This is a genomic window from Sphingobacteriales bacterium, from assembly GCA_016719635.1.
GTDB lineage: Bacteria > Bacteroidota > Bacteroidia > Chitinophagales > JADIYW01 > JADJSS01.
This window is the reverse complement of sequence record JADJYT010000002.1, coordinates 135242-151775: the sequence shown is the minus strand read 5'-3', so window position 1 is coordinate 151775 and position 16534 is coordinate 135242. Positions and strand designations below refer to the sequence as shown.

Annotated in this window: 15 protein-coding genes; 7 read left to right on the top strand and 8 right to left on the bottom strand. The window is 44.0% G+C overall.

Going from position 1 to position 16534, the window contains the following annotated elements; genetic code table 11:
* Nucleotides 1-71 precede the first annotated feature (71 nt).
* From IPM95_04915 to IPM95_04890, 6 genes are all read left to right on the top strand, one after another.
* Entirely contained in the window at nucleotides 72-782 is a 711-nt protein-coding gene (locus tag IPM95_04915) for a YebC/PmpR family DNA-binding transcriptional regulator (protein MBK9328657.1), read from the top strand.
* 99 nt (nucleotides 783-881) lie between these two features.
* Nucleotides 882-1724 (top strand): DUF4349 domain-containing protein, encoded by an 843-nt coding sequence (locus tag IPM95_04910; protein ID MBK9328656.1) that lies wholly within the window; start codon nucleotides 882-884, stop codon nucleotides 1722-1724.
* Nucleotides 1725-1794: 70 nt separating this feature from the next.
* Entirely contained in the window at nucleotides 1795-2781 is a 987-nt protein-coding gene (locus IPM95_04905) for a hypothetical protein (GenBank protein MBK9328655.1), read from the top strand.
* A 32-nt stretch (nucleotides 2782-2813) separates the two neighbouring features.
* Entirely contained in the window at nucleotides 2814-4073 is a 1260-nt protein-coding gene (locus IPM95_04900) for an LptF/LptG family permease (GenBank protein MBK9328654.1), read from the top strand.
* A complete protein-coding gene (locus IPM95_04895) occupies nucleotides 3979-4266 on the top strand; it encodes an LptF/LptG family permease (protein MBK9328653.1) in 288 nt (95 codons plus the stop codon). Before IPM95_04900 ends, IPM95_04895 begins: the two co-directional genes overlap by 95 nt.
* 65 nt (nucleotides 4267-4331) lie before the next feature.
* Nucleotides 4332-5393: a glycosyltransferase gene (locus IPM95_04890; protein MBK9328652.1), complete on the top strand. Its 1062-nt coding sequence runs from the start codon at nucleotides 4332-4334 to the stop codon at nucleotides 5391-5393.
* Between the two features lie 658 nt (nucleotides 5394-6051).
* Here IPM95_04890 and IPM95_04885 read toward each other — a convergent pair.
* From IPM95_04885 to IPM95_04865, 5 genes are all read right to left on the bottom strand, one after another.
* Entirely contained in the window at nucleotides 6052-6531 is a 480-nt protein-coding gene (locus IPM95_04885) for a hypothetical protein (GenBank protein ID MBK9328651.1), read from the bottom strand.
* Between the two features lie 303 nt (nucleotides 6532-6834).
* The gene (locus IPM95_04880) at nucleotides 6835-7416 is read right to left on the bottom strand and encodes a YdeI/OmpD-associated family protein (protein MBK9328650.1); all 582 of its coding nucleotides are present in this window, start codon (nucleotides 7414-7416) and stop codon (nucleotides 6835-6837) included.
* Nucleotides 7417-7620: 204 nt separating this feature from the next.
* On the bottom strand, nucleotides 7621-8478 hold the full coding sequence (locus tag IPM95_04875) for an HNH endonuclease (protein ID MBK9328649.1): 858 nt from the start codon (nucleotides 8476-8478) through the stop codon (nucleotides 7621-7623).
* Between the two features lie 288 nt (nucleotides 8479-8766).
* Nucleotides 8767-8973, bottom strand: a complete 207-nt coding sequence (locus IPM95_04870; protein ID MBK9328648.1) for an RNA-binding S4 domain-containing protein — start codon at nucleotides 8971-8973, stop codon at nucleotides 8767-8769.
* A gap of 51 nt (nucleotides 8974-9024) precedes the next feature.
* Nucleotides 9025-10335: a serine hydrolase gene (locus IPM95_04865; GenBank protein MBK9328647.1), complete on the bottom strand. Its 1311-nt coding sequence runs from the start codon at nucleotides 10333-10335 to the stop codon at nucleotides 9025-9027.
* Nucleotides 10336-10588: 253 nt separating this feature from the next.
* On the opposite strand from IPM95_04865, the gene IPM95_04860 reads away from it, so the two are divergent.
* Nucleotides 10589-11275, top strand: coding sequence for a hypothetical protein (locus IPM95_04860; GenBank protein ID MBK9328646.1), 687 nt, complete (start codon nucleotides 10589-10591; stop codon nucleotides 11273-11275).
* 200 nt (nucleotides 11276-11475) lie between these two features.
* Here IPM95_04860 and IPM95_04855 read toward each other — a convergent pair whose 3' ends face one another.
* From IPM95_04855 to dnaE, 3 genes are all read right to left on the bottom strand, one after another.
* Complete coding sequence (locus IPM95_04855; protein MBK9328645.1) at nucleotides 11476-12309, bottom strand: DUF4476 domain-containing protein; 834 nt, start codon at nucleotides 12307-12309, stop codon at nucleotides 11476-11478.
* Nucleotides 12310-12534: 225 nt separating this feature from the next.
* Complete coding sequence (locus tag IPM95_04850; GenBank protein ID MBK9328644.1) at nucleotides 12535-12903, bottom strand: VOC family protein; 369 nt, start codon at nucleotides 12901-12903, stop codon at nucleotides 12535-12537.
* 16 nt (nucleotides 12904-12919) lie between these two features.
* The gene (gene dnaE, locus IPM95_04845) at nucleotides 12920-16402 is read right to left on the bottom strand and encodes a DNA polymerase III subunit alpha (protein ID MBK9328643.1); all 3483 of its coding nucleotides are present in this window, start codon (nucleotides 16400-16402) and stop codon (nucleotides 12920-12922) included.
* Nucleotides 16403-16534: the final 132 nt, after the last annotated feature.

Sequence of the window (16534 nt, the reverse complement as noted above, 5' to 3'; positions counted from 1 at the left end):
ATATGCCTTGTTTGTTACTTGTTTTATAAATTTTATCTTTGCGCACAGAATACAGTAAACTAAATTTTTTTATGGGACGCGCGTTTGAATATCGTAAAGCAGCAAAATTTGCCCGTTGGGACCGGATGGCGAAAGCCTTTACCAGAGCCGGAAGAGAAATAGCGATGGCCGTGAAAGAGGGAGGGACCAGCCCGGATACCAATGCGAATTTGCGCAGAGCCATACAGAATGCGAAAGCGGCACAGATGCCGAAAGACAGGATAGAAGCGGCTATCAAACGGGCTTCTTCCAAGGACGATAAGGGTTTTGCCATAGTGGTATATGAAGGAATGGGGCCGCATGCTACCGCACTGGTCATTGAAACCGCCACCGACAACCCTACCCGTACCGTGGCGAACCTGCGCACCATCCTGAATAAAAACGGCGGTTCTATGGGAACCCAGGGCATGCACGATTTCATTTTTGAACGGAAAGGGGTTTTTAAAATAAAAGCGGATGGTATAGATATGGATGAACTCGAGTTGGAATTGATTGACGCCGGTCTGGACAGTCTCGAAAAAGACGAAGAGAATCATTTGCTCATCTATACCAAATTTGCAGACTTCGGTTCGATGCAAAAAGCGCTGGAAGACCGGAATATCGAAGTAATCAGTGCGGAGCTGCACCGCATTCCGTCCATTCATAAAGAGTTGAACGAAACGGAAACGGATGATGTGCTCGAGCTGATAGACAAACTCGAGCAGGATGACGATGTTCAGAACGTCTTCCACAACCTGGCATAATTATTCCTAATAAGCGGGATGCTTAATAGTATTTAACTATATCCTCCTTTACAATTCTGATTGCTTTCTTCAATTTTAGTTCAACCAAACCAACTAAAAATGAAAAAGTATTTCTTAATCAGGAGCCTGTTATACGGCTCCGTCCTCTTCCTTTCTTTTACACAGTGCAGTCAAAAAAGGGAAAGCAAACAAATGGATTCCTCTGCCGGAGGATTCTCAGCACCGGTTTTGGAAAGTTCTTCCGGCTCCTCTCCGGATGCTGCAACATCGTCCCCATCCGGGTCTGCCCCATCAGCCGTAAAGATGGAGCGCAAGCTGACAAAAGAAGGCACACTTATCTGGGAAACGTCTGACATCCGAAAAACACATGCCGGAATCGTCGAACAGGCAAAGAAACTCAACGGTTATCTGTCCAGCGACAACCAGGTGCGGGATGAATATCAAGTCAGGACGACGATGGAACTGCGCATCCCTTCCGATAAATTTGACACCTTCATCACCGATATAGAAAAGGAGGTGAACAGATTTGATGAAAAGAATGTCAAGGTAATGGATGTGACGGAGGAGTATATTGACGTGACGGCAAGGATAAAGACGAAGAAAGAACTGGAACAGCATTATTATGACTTATTAAAGCAGACGAAGAATGTGTCAGAGGTGCTGCAGGTGGAGGAAGAGCTCAATAATGTTCGGACAGATATTGAAAGCGCGGAGGGCAGATTGAAATACCTGAATGACCGGGTCGGCATGAGTGTATTGAATCTTAGCATTTATGAAACGACTTCTGCGCCCGTCGGGTTTTTCGGGGAGATTGGAAAAGGTTTCGTGGCAGGATGGAAAGGATTGCTGTATTTCATATTAGGTATCATCCGCGCATGGCCGTTGGTTTTACTGGTGTTTTTCGTACTGTTTTGGTTTATACGAAGAAGGATTCGCAGGTAAGAATTCATTTGTATAATATTTTTTTCAAAAATAGTATTAACTTCATCAGGTCACAATAATCAGTACTTGTATGAAGGCAGAAACAAAAAAAATATATGAAGCGCATGTTGCGTTTGAATTGGAACAATTCAGTAAAAAGAATATCAAGGCGAACATCCGGGAAGATGCCGGTGCGGTGTATCAATGGCTGGAAAAGGTCAAATTGAAAGATATTGCAGATGCAGAAACGGTAAAGGGGTTTTTAGAACGCAATGTCAAGCATTATGAGCTGTCTGAAGAACAGAAGGAATATGCGCTGGACCTGGCGAAACACCTGCATAAGGAAGCGAAGCAATCCAAACATACGGTTTCGGATTATCTCAGTGAAAAAAGATACAATGAAATTGCGGATAAGCTCATCGCCCAGAAAGAATGGAGAGAAGAGCTGATAGAAAATATGGTGAAGAATCCGGTGTACGGTGAAATTATTGCCGATACATTGTACGATGGTATCAAGGCGTTCGCATCGCAAAGCGGGCCCAGCAACGAAACCGTCGGCGGTTCCCTGTTCAATTTGGGTAAAGGCATCTTAGGTGCCGCATTGTCGGGTGTCTCCGACACGATTGATAAGAATATCAAGAAGTTTATCGCTGACAATTTATCCAAGACACTGAAACAAAGTGAGCAGCACCTGAAAGACCGGTTTAGCGATGCCAAACTGCGCGCTTCTTCCAAATCCATCTGGCATAAGATTGAAGATGTGAAAATAAGCGGCGTTGCCAAAAAGATTAAATTTGAAGACATAGAAGGCAGCCTTGAGATAGGAGAACAGGTGGTAAAGGATTTATTGAAAAATGCAGCCGTCAAGGAAATCAGCGAGATCGTCATTGACCACTTCTTTGAATACTGCAATAATAAAACCGTTGCGGATCTGTTAAACGAAAATGGCATCACTCAGCAGAAAGTGATAAAGGAAACCGAAGAGTTCGCGGTTCCTGTATTGGAAAAAGCGCTGAAAGACGGATTTTTACAGGAGCGCATAGAAGCGAGACTGAAGAAATTTTACAGCACGCTGTAATTAGCAGGTCATTTTCGGAGTAAGATATAAATATGTTAAAGCGGGTAGACAGAGTAGTATTAGGAAGTTTCATCGTTCCACTGATCATCACCTTTGGACTGACCACCTTTATCTTTATGATGCAGTTTCTATGGAAATACATCGACGATATTGTCGGAAAAGGCCTGGAGACATCGTTGCTGCTGAAACTGGTCGGGCTCTTCTCCCTGACGATAGTACCCATGGCGTTGCCATTAGCCATTCTGCTGGCCTCAACCATGGTCATCGGGACACTCGGTGAAAACAGTGAGCTTACGGCCTATAAGGCAGGCGGGTTGTCGTTAATCAGAACGATGGGCAGCCTGATTGTGTTTACCGTTTTTCTGGCAGCTGCCGCCTTTTATTTTTCCAATACCTTGCTGCCGCAGGTGCATCTGAGGTTCTATTCCCTGCTCTATGATATCCGGAAACAGAAACCGGCGCTGGATATAAAAGAAGGCGTTTTTTACCGCGGAATTTCCGGGTTTGCCCTGAAAATCCAGCACAAGGACCCTGACAACAAGACACTGTACGGAATCATAGTATATGACCATTCACAGGGCAGGGGCAACGACAACGTCGTGCTGGCAGATAAAGGAGACATTGCCCTGAACAATACGGGAGATCATCTGATATTAACCTTATACAACGGAAAACAATACCAGGATGTGCGAAAGAGGGCCGGAGGATCTCCGGACGACGTACCGGAACAGACCGTGATGGAATTTAAGCAATGGAGAAAAGTCTTTGACTTAAGGGAATTTAAAATGACAAGAACTGACCAGTCCCTGTTTAAAACAAACTTCATCATGTTCAGTGCTTCGCAGTTGCTGCAGGAGGCGGATTCCTTAAAGAGAGATATGCTGAAGCGTGTCGAAGATATCAGTAAGAACAATTCCGTTTATTTATCATCCCTGAAACCTTCGATAGATACCCTCAAGCCGATAGATACCGTTCATTATTCAAAAGTCAATATCCGGAATGTCTTTAAGAGAAACATCACCCGTAGTTGTTTGTCTGTCACCACCGGTAATGTGCAGGGGCTGATCAACAATACCAATGCATCGGAGAGCCAACTTGCTTTCAAGCAGCTGAATTATGTCAATTACTATTGTGAGATGTATAGGAAATTCAGCCTCTCCTTCGCCTGCCTGGTCCTGTTGTTTTGTCGGCGGTGCCATGGGTGCCATCGTGCGCAAAGGCGGATTCGGCATGCCTATCCTGATTGCGGTGTTGTATTTTGTGGTCTTCCATGTCTTCAATGTGATTGGTGAAAAACTGGCGAAAGAGCTGATTCTTCCCCCGTTTGTGGGTATGTGGCTGTCGTCGATTGTATTGCTTCCGGTGGCTTTGTTTCTCACCTATAAGGCCAATAACGATTCCGTGCTGTTCAGGAGCGAGTGGTATAACATTACATGGAACAGGCTGAATCAACGACTGAAAAAAATCGTCAAGATTACCAATTGATATACGTTGTTTTTATACTGACTGCTTTTCTGCTGATATACACGTATCTCCTCTATCCTTATTTTTTGAAAAGAAAGGCAGGCGGTAAATCGCTTCGATTGGAAACATTTACCAGAGAGGACGATTTGCCGGAAGTCCATATCCTTATTCCCGTTCAGAATGAAGAAAAGGTCATTGGGGATAAACTGAACAGCATCCTGCTGTCTGCATATCCCAAAGAGAAGATATACATCCATATAGGATTGGATAACTGCACGGATTCAACGAAAAATGTCATAGAATCGGGGTTTTCTGAGGCTGTCCATCTTGTGGAGTTTTCCGAACGTCAGGGTAAACCTTCGGTATTGAATCAGATGGTTGCCGGTCAGAATTTTAAGGATAATGCCTTGCTGCTCCTGACGGATGCCAATGTACTCTTTTCCGAAAATACCATCTTTGAGCTGGTGAAGTATTTTAAGGACGAACAGGTAGGGTTGGTGGATGCCAACATTCAGCCCAAACGTGTAACGAATGAAAATGAGAACCTGTACTGGGAATATGAGAACAGGATTAAGGAAGATGAAACCCTCGTTTACCACTGTATTACCGGGCCTTCCGGTGGTTGTTACGCCATCCGGAAAAGTCTGTTCACATCGGTGCCTGCCAATTTTTTGGTGGATGATTTCTATATCGGATTTTCCATTGCGGTGCGTCAATATCATACCTTGTTCAATAAGGAGGCGGTGTGCTACGAAGACATCATCACCGGCTGGAAGCAGGAGTTTACCCGCAAAATACGAATCGCTACCGGAAATTTTCAGAACCTGTGGCGCTTTAAGAAACAGGCTTTGAATCCGTTCGGTATGCCGGGTTTTGTTTTTTTATCGCACAAGGTACTGCGCTGGAAAACCCCTTTTCTGCTGCTCATCCTGTATTATATCTTATTGCTGGAGTGGACACTTCCGGTATTGCTGCTGACCATAACCCTGCCGCTGCTGGACCTGCTTTTAGGGGTGTTGGGCGCACAGCTGAAACCACTGCGCCGGTTTCATTATTTCCTGCTGATGAATGCGGCGGTATTCATAGGTTTTGTCCGGTTTTGCATCGGCGTAAAAAGCAATATCTGGCAGCCTACCGTCAGGAATTGATTTTCGACCCTCGAGGTCGGCAGTTCCCTAAACTATCTGTTGTTTCCACCCTCGAGGTCACATCGAACGATGGGAGGTGTCTGTTGATTGGCGAAGGATGAATGAAATATGTCGGAATTACGGATGTGCGGTGCATTCAGAAGTTGCCATCTTGGTTGGACAGTACCGGGTTTTCTTTCCCGACCCTCGAGGTCGGCAGTTTTGAAAATTTGTCAGAGGACTTTGGAAAAAAAGGACTCGTTAAAGGAGAAGAAGCGGATGGTGATTTTTGCGGAGCAAAAAATATCGGATTGCAAGCAGACGTATGAGCGAGCTTTATAGTTTAAAATTTGTAAAATGGAACTTAACACGAAGTAAGGTGAACTAAGTGGTTGGCGGCCGTTTTGTTGCTCGCTGTTTACTGACTTAATGATTTATTTTTTCAATGCAACCGGAGACTTCTGTTTATTCTCATTTTACCTAAACAGACCATGGAGAAACCACTCAACGTATGCTGTTAAATAACGACTTTGATTGAATGAATAAAGGGGGTTTATAAAAATGACTCTAAGGTGGGATTCTTATCCGCCGCTATTCACCCGCCAGTTGCTGAGCCCACCCTTAAATTTTAAGGAGAATAAGCCGCCTAAAGGCGGCCATACTTTTAGTATAATCATTTTTAACGGTGCATGTGGTAATAGTCTCCACCGCTTCCCATCACCAGTTGTCCGTCTGAGAACTGATAAGGAACCCTAAAGTTTTGGCCATTCCTGACCATTACGATGACCCTGCCTTCTGTATGCCATGTACCGCGTCCCAATTCTCCGGCAGGCGCACTCAATGAGGAACCTCCGTCAGTGAATACGTAAGTTCCGTCTTCGTTAAAATCATGGTATTTCACGGAAGTAAACGAAGCATAGCTTGCAGAACCGGTGGTAGTGGTATGCTGTTCGTACACCCATCGTCCCGCCACTTGCGGATCCAAAGATTGCCGGGAAGAAGATGATGAAGCTGAGGCGTAAGATGATTCTGCGCCGGCATATTCATTGTCGCCGCTGCCGCCGGATAATTTCGACAACACGATAAGGGCACCGATGACGAGAAGGGCCTTCCTGTTCTTTGTGATGAAGTTTTCTGTTGTTTTTGTTTGCGTTTCCATTGCTTATATTTTTATGGTGATGAATCTTTGATATTGTAAAGATGTTTGAAACAGGTGTCTATATCTTCAGCAGAAACCACCCTTGTGTAAACTCATGGAAAACCACCGCTTCCTGTTGTTGCCTGTTTACATAATGCACTATGCTTTGGATTTCATGTCCATACGTTTTTTTCGTAATATATATGGAAAGGTTTTGGATTTCCGGCAGGTTTAAAGAATCATAATTTTTGAAAATGCCGATATCGGTTTGGCGCCTGCTGCAAATGTGCTGTTTGCGGTTCGTTGTTCTACCTCATCCGCTTTTCATTTCCTGTTGTATTTATTATGTTTCCATTTATTCGTCCTTAATTCACTGTCAGCAATAAGTTCATGAAGTCTTTTCATTCTTGTTGTTTCTTGTTTTGCACTCATTACCCAATTGGAAGAAAGTTTCCTGTAAGTTTGTGCAAGAGATTGAAAATAGTCCCAGGCTGCTTTATTCGCTTTAAATAATTTTTCAAGTTCAGGCGAAAACTTTACCTCTTCGTTTTCAAAAGCATATAGCTTTGATCTGCTTTCGGTTCGGTGCCTGAAACTCTCCAGCCCTGGTTTTGTCATAAGCCCTTGCTCTGTCAATGTTTCAACCTTTTTTATGTTTACCGCACTCCAGATGCTTGATTTTTTTCTTGGTGTAAAACGTATTTGATAACTGCAATTGTCAATGGAATGTTTGACACCGTCAATCCAGCCGAAACAAATTGCCTGATCAACCGACTGGGACCAGGTCATAGATTGTTTGCCTGAATTTACTTTGTAAAAACCAACCAGTAATTCAGTTTCGTTCTCATGGTTTTTTTCTAACCACTCCCTAAATAACAATGGTGTTCGGAAGAATATTGGTGTCATTTTTGTCTGTGTATCTATCCTTTAGTTTGCGTTCAGCAATGACCGGTAACGTTTTGCGGGTTTATGAAGTTGGCGTTTTCGAAGCACAAAACTGTCTGCCAGCACTACACTTGAAATGAAGAACAAATGTTTGATTAACCACAAAACTGTCTTTGGAACACGAAACACCGCCTTTTGGGTAGGTGCTGTTAGCTGATGTTTTTTTCATTCTGTATCGATTTGAAAGGTCTTTCCGTTCAACTGTCCTTGTAATAAATTTTCCGTTTGCACGTCTATTTTTAAAACACCGTAGTCAAATTCTTTATGATGATTTGGACACAAAACTATTATGTTTCCAAGAATACTTTGTCCGCCTTGATTAACTGGTTTTATATGGGCAACTTCAACATAATTCGTTCCGTCTGCTGTCATTACTAACGAGTCGCAATCTGGAAACTGACATTTATATTTATTTACTTTTTTGAATAGGTCAACAATTTGTTTGTCCTTACGCAAAGTCTGCTCAACTTCTGCCATTCTTTTCTCTGGACTAACATTTTGCATTTTTTCGTTAAGTAGTTTTAGTGCAAGCTTTAAGTCGTCCGCAATGTTTGGAACATTTGTATTTGTCGGAATGTCGAGTTTGGTTTGGTCTGCCAATGAAATTAAGGTCGAACAGAAAATGTGTTTGTCAATATTTTGAAAACCAATACCAAAATTCCCGCAAAAATTTCTAAAGTCCGTAAAGTTGTCAAGCTCATTTAGTAAAATAGGTTTCTGAAAGTCAAAACCAGTCCCGTTTACGTTGTAATATTTATTTTGGTCTTTTGTAAAGTCATCAATTCTAAAGTATGACCACAAATAATATTTTTTGATTTTTTCTGTCTTACCAACGATTAAAAAACAAAACTGTCCAACTGCTTTTTCTACAAGTTTTTTCGAAGTGTAAAACTGTGCTTCATATTTAACGCTGTTGTCAAACGTCAACAAGTCAATGCTGGTTTTGAAGTCAGTTTTAGGTGTCGGATAATTACCTAATCTGTCTGCGTTATGGTACTGTATGTAGTGTTGGTGTGTCGTCATAAAATATCAGCTAACTTATAAATATAAGCAATTGTTGCATTTATTCAAATAGTTAGAAATAAATCTTATTAATTGATAATCAAGTAAATAATGCAAATGTGTACTTGTTTTGCGCATTGCGTATTTTGGGTACACTTTAGGTTCAGGGGTACCCGTTTTGCGTATGTGTTTAACCTCTCTGAGCATCATACATAATGGGTGTTTAACAATACGTTGAAGCATCACAACGTTTTTCATACGCCTTTGCCCATAATGAAAATCTTTTTTTAGGACGCAAAACAGAATTGTTTATACCAGCTTCACCTTATTTCCCTCAAATTCCACCACCGCGCCTTTGGTTAGTTTGTTGCGTTTGCGCAGTTCCGTTTGGCCGTTTACTTTCACCAGCCCTTCTTCAATGGCAGCATTCGCCAGCGCTCCGCTTTCGCACCAGTTCAGCACTTTCAGCAACTGGTTCAGCAAAATGAGTTCGTCTTTAATTTCAAAGGTGTCCATCTGTTATGGGTATGCGGCAAAAGTAGCATATTTTTGGCGAACCGGCCAGGTTTACAGTTTAATGAATTGCCCGGTGGCCGTCCGTCCTTCGTTTTGCAGCATTAGGATATAGGTTCCGGCACTCAATGCTGAAATGTCCAGCGTGTGGTTCTGTGTATCGCCTTCGGAAATGGTTTGTCCGTATAGGTTGGTAATGATGTAATGAGTGGTGCTTGTTTCCATCATGCCCCTGAAGGTGATAAAATTATTGGCGGGGTTCGGAAAGAGTCTCAGGTCAGGTGCAATTTTGTTTTCTATAACAGTGGAAGCCATGCAGCCATCACTCAGTCTGTTGATATAACTCCAGATGAGGGTATCGTAGGTGGAGACGGCATCCGCCTCATAAGCCGAACCGCCCACGCGCACAATCACCATCTTTTGGCTCGGCACCACATAAATCTTCTGGTCGTTTTTGCCCAGTGCACAAATCAGGTCATCGGGTGCATTACGGATCAGTTTCACCGGAAACACGATTTGGGAATACGGCACCATGGCGGAGGCTTTGCCGTTCAGCCACCACAAATAACCATAGGATAGATTGAAATTTTGGGAGGTGTTGGTCATCGCCCGGTAATAGGCGGTGTCCCTTAATACCGTATCATTGTGCCAGATACCTTTGTTCAGCGCCAATAATCCGAAACGTGCCATGTCGCGTGGTTTACTGTAATACACGCTCTGAAACCATAGTCCGTTCATACCAATCTTGCTGCCGATAAAGGTATTGGTGGCAGCCGTATAATTTTGTCCGGTAACGGTGCTTACCACATCTTCCAGTTTCCGGTAGGCACCCGTATGGTAAGACCATCTGGTGCCGGCATCGGCCTTGTATTGCAGGCAGGCCGGCAACTGGCTTAGGTTGTCGCAGGGTGATGCGGGCTGGTCGTCCATTCCGCCGGTCATGGTCAGCAGGCTTTTGATGGTAATCAGTTTTTCTTTCTGGCGTGTTTCGCTGGTCCATCCCACCCCCAGGTATCTGGAAACGGAGTCGTTGATGTTCAACAATCCTTTTTGCTGTGCGATACCTACCATCATCGCCGTTAAACTTTTTCCCGCGGAAGCCCAGTAATGAATGGAGTCCTGCGTGAAGAGGCCGAAATATTTTTCCAAAACGATTTTGCCGTCTTTCAGGATGATGAAAGCATCGGTACCGGTACTTTCAAGGTAGTTGTAGAGGGAATCAATTTTTGGCTGGCACCAGCCCAGACGGTTCGGCGACAATGTGTCCCATGTCGTTCCGGACAAAGGTGGAAAATACGTCGGTTGTGCATGGATACTGCATGCAAATGTGACGAGTATGATGGTAAACCACTTTTTCAGGAACATGGTATTCGTTAGATGGTAATTTAATCAAAAAGTTTAACGTATAGACTGTATTCTGTATCTTTAATGCTGACATGAAGGTAAACGGGACGGACATCATTAAATTGTACGGGTGGATAGGAGAAGTGTATATACCATAGTGAATTGATTAATTTAACGGCTGTGTTGATTTTCAGGTTTATTTGGCATAATTTTGGCTGCAATCAGCTCACCTTTAGCAGGTTTATCTTTAACATCAAACAAAAAATTCCCCTCCATGAAAAAAATTATTATTTCTTGTGCTGTTCTGCTCTGTGGATTTATATATGCTAAAGCCTGTGACTATCATAATTACAGGTCAAATATGCATACCTGGCATACCAAAGCCATTCAGCCAGTTATAAATAAATTAGGGAATGGAAAATTGGCGCCTGACAAGGTTTTCGCTTCCATTACACAAACGGTCAGCGAACAGGGTGCGCATCTGAATGAGGTCTATGGCGCATTGGGAATGGATACTGTGAAACATATAGATATATTGGCTCTGTATGCCGCCAGAATGGGAAAACCATTCAGGCAGGATGAAACGGTTCTGAAGTATCTTGCCGAATTGAATAGGATAAGGGCCGGCAAAAAGTTCACTGCGGAATCTGCGGAAGATTTTCATAAGCTGCGTATACAGGCAGCTGAATCGATTAAAGATACCCTGGTGGGAAAAGAACTGGAAGCCATGATTTTGCTTTTTGAAGAAAGCGGCACCTACTGGGATATTGCGCTGAATGAGTATCCATTGGCGCCAAAGTCAAAGAACGCCGTCCGTAGAGATGATTTTGATGCCACTAATTTCAGCAACTATTACAGGGTATTAAGGGATTTGGGATTGAACCACGATTTCGCGCATACCATTGCCGTAATTGAAACGGCTTACGATGCCATCTTCTGCAAAAAATGCGGTGTGTGGTAACACACTAACAGGGTTTCTAATTATTAAATACTGCCTTTAAGCTCTCCTTACGAATTTGTTTGCCGTCCTTGCGGACGCAGCGCCTGCCTGCCGGAAGACAGAAAACAGTCTTTCTATAATTTCCCGGGCAGCTACTCGGCATAAGCTGATCAAAAAAAGCGTTCCATCGGAACGCTTTTTTTAATAATGGTGAATAGCTGTTATTTTGAATTGATGTACTTATCCAGTTGTGAACTGTAAGAATCAAAATCAAAATCATTGTAGAGCGTGTAATAGTCTTCCTTATCAATGGTTTTGTCGTACAAATGTTTGGCTAAGTCCAGCTTGTATTTTTCAAAGGAAAACAACTGCAGCAACTGATGTACCTGACTGGTTTTAACACTTCTGTTTTTTAACGCCGTTTTAGCAATGTTGTACATCTTGTCATCAAACGAAACATTTTTCATGGTTTGCATCAGGCTTTGCATACCGGCTTCGTCCATCAGTTTCATGTTGTAGTAATTGCCGTTATTGCCGGAATACGGATTGGGATAATTAGGATAATATTGCCCGTAGCCATTTCCGTTGTAGCCATTGTGATACGGACAGCTGTGGTTGCAGCCTTTCGGATCTTTTGGTTTTGGGTAATGCGGCTTTGGGGGATAAGGCTGGTTTTGCCCGTTGCCATATGGCGGATGGTTGGGATAACCCGTCAGGCCATCCTGATACCATGCATTTTGTATCAGCGGCATTTTGTCGATGATGCTGAGGACGAAATTCGGATTCATTTCGGCTGCGGTCCGGTAGCCATCCGCTAAGCTGACGGGTTGATTGTAAAGGATGCGTCCGTACAAGCCGTCTTGCTGAACTTTCAGTAAATAATTTCCAGGGGCCAGGTTGTTGAACCGGAAAATGTTGGAGGCTGAGGTCTGTGTCTGGTTGTTCAGGCTGACCGTGTAATTTCCATTGGAATTTAATTTCAGGTAAAAATCCGCAGCAGCGAACATCGAACTGCTGATGACAATGGAAAGGGCGAGTGTAAATGCTTTTTTCATAAAGATGCTTTTAGTGTGATCAATGTCGTTTATGGAATTCGCCCAATCCTTCGTAATAAATTACATTGACATCAGGGTCATTCCATAAAGGAAATAGTTTGTTGAAAAGCGTATGACAATCGCTGTGCCAAGTTTTTTCCACAGCACCCGGCATGAATAAAAAGTACACCTAGTACTATAGTTAAATCACTGCCTTCTGCCTGCTAAATACTGCTTACAGGTTGCTTAGACAGATGTGATCCACCAGGTGTTTCCGTACATATCTTTCACGCCGCAGGTTCTGCCATAATCCTGGTTGCTGAGTTCCATGACGCCGGAGGCGCCCAGTGTCAATGCCTTTTGATAAGATATATCCGCGTCTTCCACATAGATGAACAGACTGGAATGCATGGGCGGCCATTCCTCATTGGAGGTTCCGCACATGATGGTGGCGTTGCCTATCTTAATTTCTGCATGCGCCACATGGGTGTCATCGTGCATATGCCGGTGTACGATTTCTGCATCGAATAATTCGCGTACGAAATCCAGAAACCCTAACACATCTTTCAGCAACAGATAGGGTATCACGGTCTGGTATTGTGTTGGAATGGCCATATAGTTAGATGTTTAATCAGACAATCAGTTTTACCGCTACATTTGGTATTGCGTTGAGCTGTGTGAAAAGCTCTTTTCTGATACTTACACCCGTCTTCCCGGAATGAAAGGTAAGCGGTTGGTCATTGTCGTCGAACAGGTAAATGGAAAATGCCTTTTTGCCTTTGTGTTTGCTGACGACTTTAAAGATTCGTTCTATTTTTTCCTCATCCAGGTCTTTGTAGTGCATGTACAGGCGGATTCCCCGGGCAAATTTATCGAGCACATCCTGCAGGAATTCCATCTGGTGGATTCGGAGTTCATAGGTATTCTCGTCCCGGAAACTTTTCTTATACGTGCCTTTAACCAGTATCCGGTTGCCCGGATCGAGGAAGGCGATGAATTTGTTGTAATCTTCGCCGAATAAGGCGATTTCCAGAGTGCAGCTGATGTCTTCCAGTACTACGGAAGCCCAGGGGCGGCCGTTTTTGGTGGTGCGTTTGTTGACGGAGGATACCATGCACACGATGCTGACATCCTTATCTTTGTAATATTCAATACTCTCGAAGTCCGTATTGGAAAAGTGTTTTATTTCCAGGTCAAAATCATCCAGCGGATGCCCGGAAATATAAATGCCAATCACTTCCTTTTCGCGCTGCAACTTTTCAAATGGCTGCCACGGATTGGCATGTGGTATTTCCGGTTCTGGTATTTGCGCATCGATGGTATCGCCGAACAGTGAAAAGGCGGTGGACGAATTTTGTTCTTTCACATTATTGCCGAATTTTATGGCAAGCTCTATGAAAGAGGAATTGTCCTTGTACACATGAAAATATTGCGCACGGTGAACATTCTGGAAGCTGTCAAAAGCACCTGCCTGTGCCAGTGCCTCAATATTCTTTTTATTGACGGTACGGGAGTTTACGCGTCTCGTTAAATCAAAAATATTTTTAAATGCGCCTTCCTTTTCCCGTTCGATGATGATATCCGTAACGGCGGCTTCACCCACACCCTTGATAGCGGAGAGGGCAAAACGTATTTCACCGGCTTTATTGACGGAAAACTTCACATCGCTCTCGTTGATATCCGGCCCCAGTGTAGGGACGCCCATTCTTCGGCATTCACTCAGGAAGAAATTGATCTGTTTGATGTCGCTCATGTTGTGCGATAATACGGACGCCATATATTCCGCAGGATAGTGCGCTTTCAGGTACGCGGTCTGGAAAGCGACGAATGCATAACAGGTGGAATGCGATTTGTTGAAAGCGTATTCCGCAAATTTTTCCCAGTCCACCCATATTTTCAGGCATATCTCTTCATTGAGATTATTGGCTTTGCATCCTTCGACATAAAGCGGTTTCAGCGAATCTAATTTGGCTCTGTCTTTCTTGCCCATCGCTTTACGCAACTCGTCCGCTTTGCCCTTGGAAAAGCCGGCCAGTTTCTGCGACAACAACATCACCTGCTCCTGATAGACGGTAATGCCGTAGGTTTCCTGCAGGTATTCTTCCATCTGCGGCAAATCATACTGAATTTTTTCCCTGCCGTGTTTTCGGTTAATAAATTTCGGAATATAGCTCATCGGGCCCGGGCGGTAGAGTGCATTCATAGCAATCAGATCGTCAAATTTATCCGGCCTGAGATCCCTTAGGTGTTTTTGCATCCCCGGGCTTTCAAACTGGAACGTGCCGATGGTATCGCCGTGCTGATAGAGTTCAAATGTTTTTTTATCGTCTAAAGGGATTTCATCCAGGCTGATTTTAATGCCGTGATTCTTTTCAATCAAACGCAGGGCATCTCTCAGGATGGTCAGGGTTTTCAACCCCAGAAAATCCATCTTCAGCATGCCGGCCTGTTCAATGATGTTGCCGTCAAACTGGGTGACCAGTAAATCAGCGTCCTTGGCGGTACAGACCGGTACATAATTTACGATGTCGTCCGGCGCGATGATGACGGCGGATGCATGGATGCCTCTGTTGCGGATGGAACCTTCCAGGTTTTCCGCCAGTTTCAGTGTCTTAAAGCGCATATCGCTTTCTTCCAGAGTACGGTAGCTGCGCAGTTCTTCCACTTCCTTATAGGCATCTGCCAGCGTGATTTTCGGGCGCTCCGGCACCAGCTTGGACATTTTATCCGTTTCGGATAAAGGCACTTTCAACACACGTCCCACATCTTTGATGGAGCTTTTTGCCGCCATGGTGCCGTAGGTGATAATTTGCGCCACCTGGTTTTTGCCGTATTTATCGATGACATAATTAATCACGCGCTCCCTGCCTTCATCGTCGAAATCAATATCTATATCCGGCATGGAAATCCGGTCGGGATTGAGGAAACGCTCAAAGAGCAGGTTGTATTTGATGGGGTCAACATTTGTAATGCCGATGGCAAATGCCACTGCGGAACCGGCTGCGGAACCTCTGCCCGGCCCGATGGAAACACCCATCTTTCTGCCTTCATTGATGAAATCCTGCACGATTAAGAAGTAACCCGGGAATCCCATCTTTTCAATGGTTTTCAACTCGAAGTCCAGACGGTCGATAATGTCGATGGGTAAAATTTCACCCCATCGTCTGCGTGCTCCTTCAAATGTAAGAAATTTCAGGTATTCATTTTGGTCCTTGAAACCAACCGGCAGCTGAAAGGCGGGGAGGAGCACATCTCTTTGCAAGTTCAGGGATTGAACTTTTTCCACGATTTCCAGTGTATTTTCAATCGCCTGCGGAACATCCTTAAAGAGTTCCTTCATTTCAAACTGCGTCTTAAAGAAAAATTTATTGTTCGGGAACTTAAAGCGGTCCGGGTCAGTGAAATCCTTGCCGGTTTGGAGGCACAGCAAAATATCATGCGCTTCGCTGTCTTTCTGGTCTACATAGTGCGAGTCGTTGGTCGCAATGGCTTTCACCTTGTGTTTTGCGGCGAATTTGAGTAACTCCTGGTTGATGCCTTCCTGGCTCCAGCCGGTGCCATCCAGATTGTCAATTTCGTGGCGTTGTAATTCGATGTAATAATCCGCTCCGAAAATATCGAGCCATTCCAGAAACACTTTTTCCGCAGCTTCCACCCCTTTTGAAATCATCGTTTGCGGCACTTCCGCTCCGATACAACAGGTGGTGGCAATAATACCTTCTTTATATTGTTTGATCAGTTCCCTGTCCACGCGTGGGAAATCCATATAGATACCGTCGATGAACCCCTGCGACACGATCTTCATCAGGTTTTTATAGCCGGTTTCGTTTTTTGCCAACAACAGCTGGTGGAATCGTTTATCTCTGTGTTCGCGGGTGAATTTTTTATTAAAACGGTCTTCCACCACATATACCTCGCAGCCTAGAATAGGCTTCACACCGTGTTTTTTGCAGGCGGCAAAATGCTTGAAGACACCGAACATGTTGCCGTGGTCGGTGATGGCAACGGCGGGCATATTGTCCGCTTTTGCCTTTTTAATCATGGAATCAATATCGGCTGCGCCGTCCAGCAGTGAGTACTGCGTATGACAATGAAGGGGGGCAAAATCGCACATAAAATGGGTAGAAAATGTGAAACTTAAAAATACAACAGAAAGGCCTTGAAAGCCCCGAACCGGCAGTTTTTATTTTTCAACAGTCTAACAGGCTGAAAATGAAATAAAAAAACCGCACTTAAAAAAGTGCGG

What these genes read in the sequence shown, in the direction of transcription:
- IPM95_04915 (MBK9328657.1), top strand. Translation starts at nt 72, where the DNA reads ATGGGACGCGCGTTTGAATATCGTAAAGCAGCAAAATTTGCCCGTTGG.
- IPM95_04910 (MBK9328656.1), top strand. Translation starts at nt 882, where the DNA reads ATGAAAAAGTATTTCTTAATCAGGAGCCTGTTATACGGCTCCGTCCTC.
- IPM95_04905 (MBK9328655.1), top strand. Translation starts at nt 1,795, where the DNA reads ATGAAGGCAGAAACAAAAAAAATATATGAAGCGCATGTTGCGTTTGAA.
- IPM95_04900 (MBK9328654.1), top strand. Translation starts at nt 2,814, where the DNA reads ATGTTAAAGCGGGTAGACAGAGTAGTATTAGGAAGTTTCATCGTTCCA.
- IPM95_04895 (MBK9328653.1), top strand. Translation starts at nt 3,979, where the DNA reads ATGGGTGCCATCGTGCGCAAAGGCGGATTCGGCATGCCTATCCTGATT.
- IPM95_04885 (MBK9328651.1), bottom strand. Translation starts at nt 6,531, where the DNA reads ATGGAAACGCAAACAAAAACAACAGAAAACTTCATCACAAAGAACAGG.
- IPM95_04880 (MBK9328650.1), bottom strand. Translation starts at nt 7,416, where the DNA reads ATGACACCAATATTCTTCCGAACACCATTGTTATTTAGGGAGTGGTTA.
- IPM95_04875 (MBK9328649.1), bottom strand. Translation starts at nt 8,478, where the DNA reads ATGACGACACACCAACACTACATACAGTACCATAACGCAGACAGATTA.
- IPM95_04870 (MBK9328648.1), bottom strand. Translation starts at nt 8,973, where the DNA reads ATGGACACCTTTGAAATTAAAGACGAACTCATTTTGCTGAACCAGTTG.
- IPM95_04865 (MBK9328647.1), bottom strand. Translation starts at nt 10,335, where the DNA reads ATGTTCCTGAAAAAGTGGTTTACCATCATACTCGTCACATTTGCATGC.
- IPM95_04860 (MBK9328646.1), top strand. Translation starts at nt 10,589, where the DNA reads ATGAAAAAAATTATTATTTCTTGTGCTGTTCTGCTCTGTGGATTTATA.
- IPM95_04855 (MBK9328645.1), bottom strand. Translation starts at nt 12,309, where the DNA reads ATGAAAAAAGCATTTACACTCGCCCTTTCCATTGTCATCAGCAGTTCG.
- IPM95_04850 (MBK9328644.1), bottom strand. Translation starts at nt 12,903, where the DNA reads ATGGCCATTCCAACACAATACCAGACCGTGATACCCTATCTGTTGCTG.
- dnaE (MBK9328643.1), bottom strand. Translation starts at nt 16,402, where the DNA reads ATGTGCGATTTTGCCCCCCTTCATTGTCATACGCAGTACTCACTGCTG.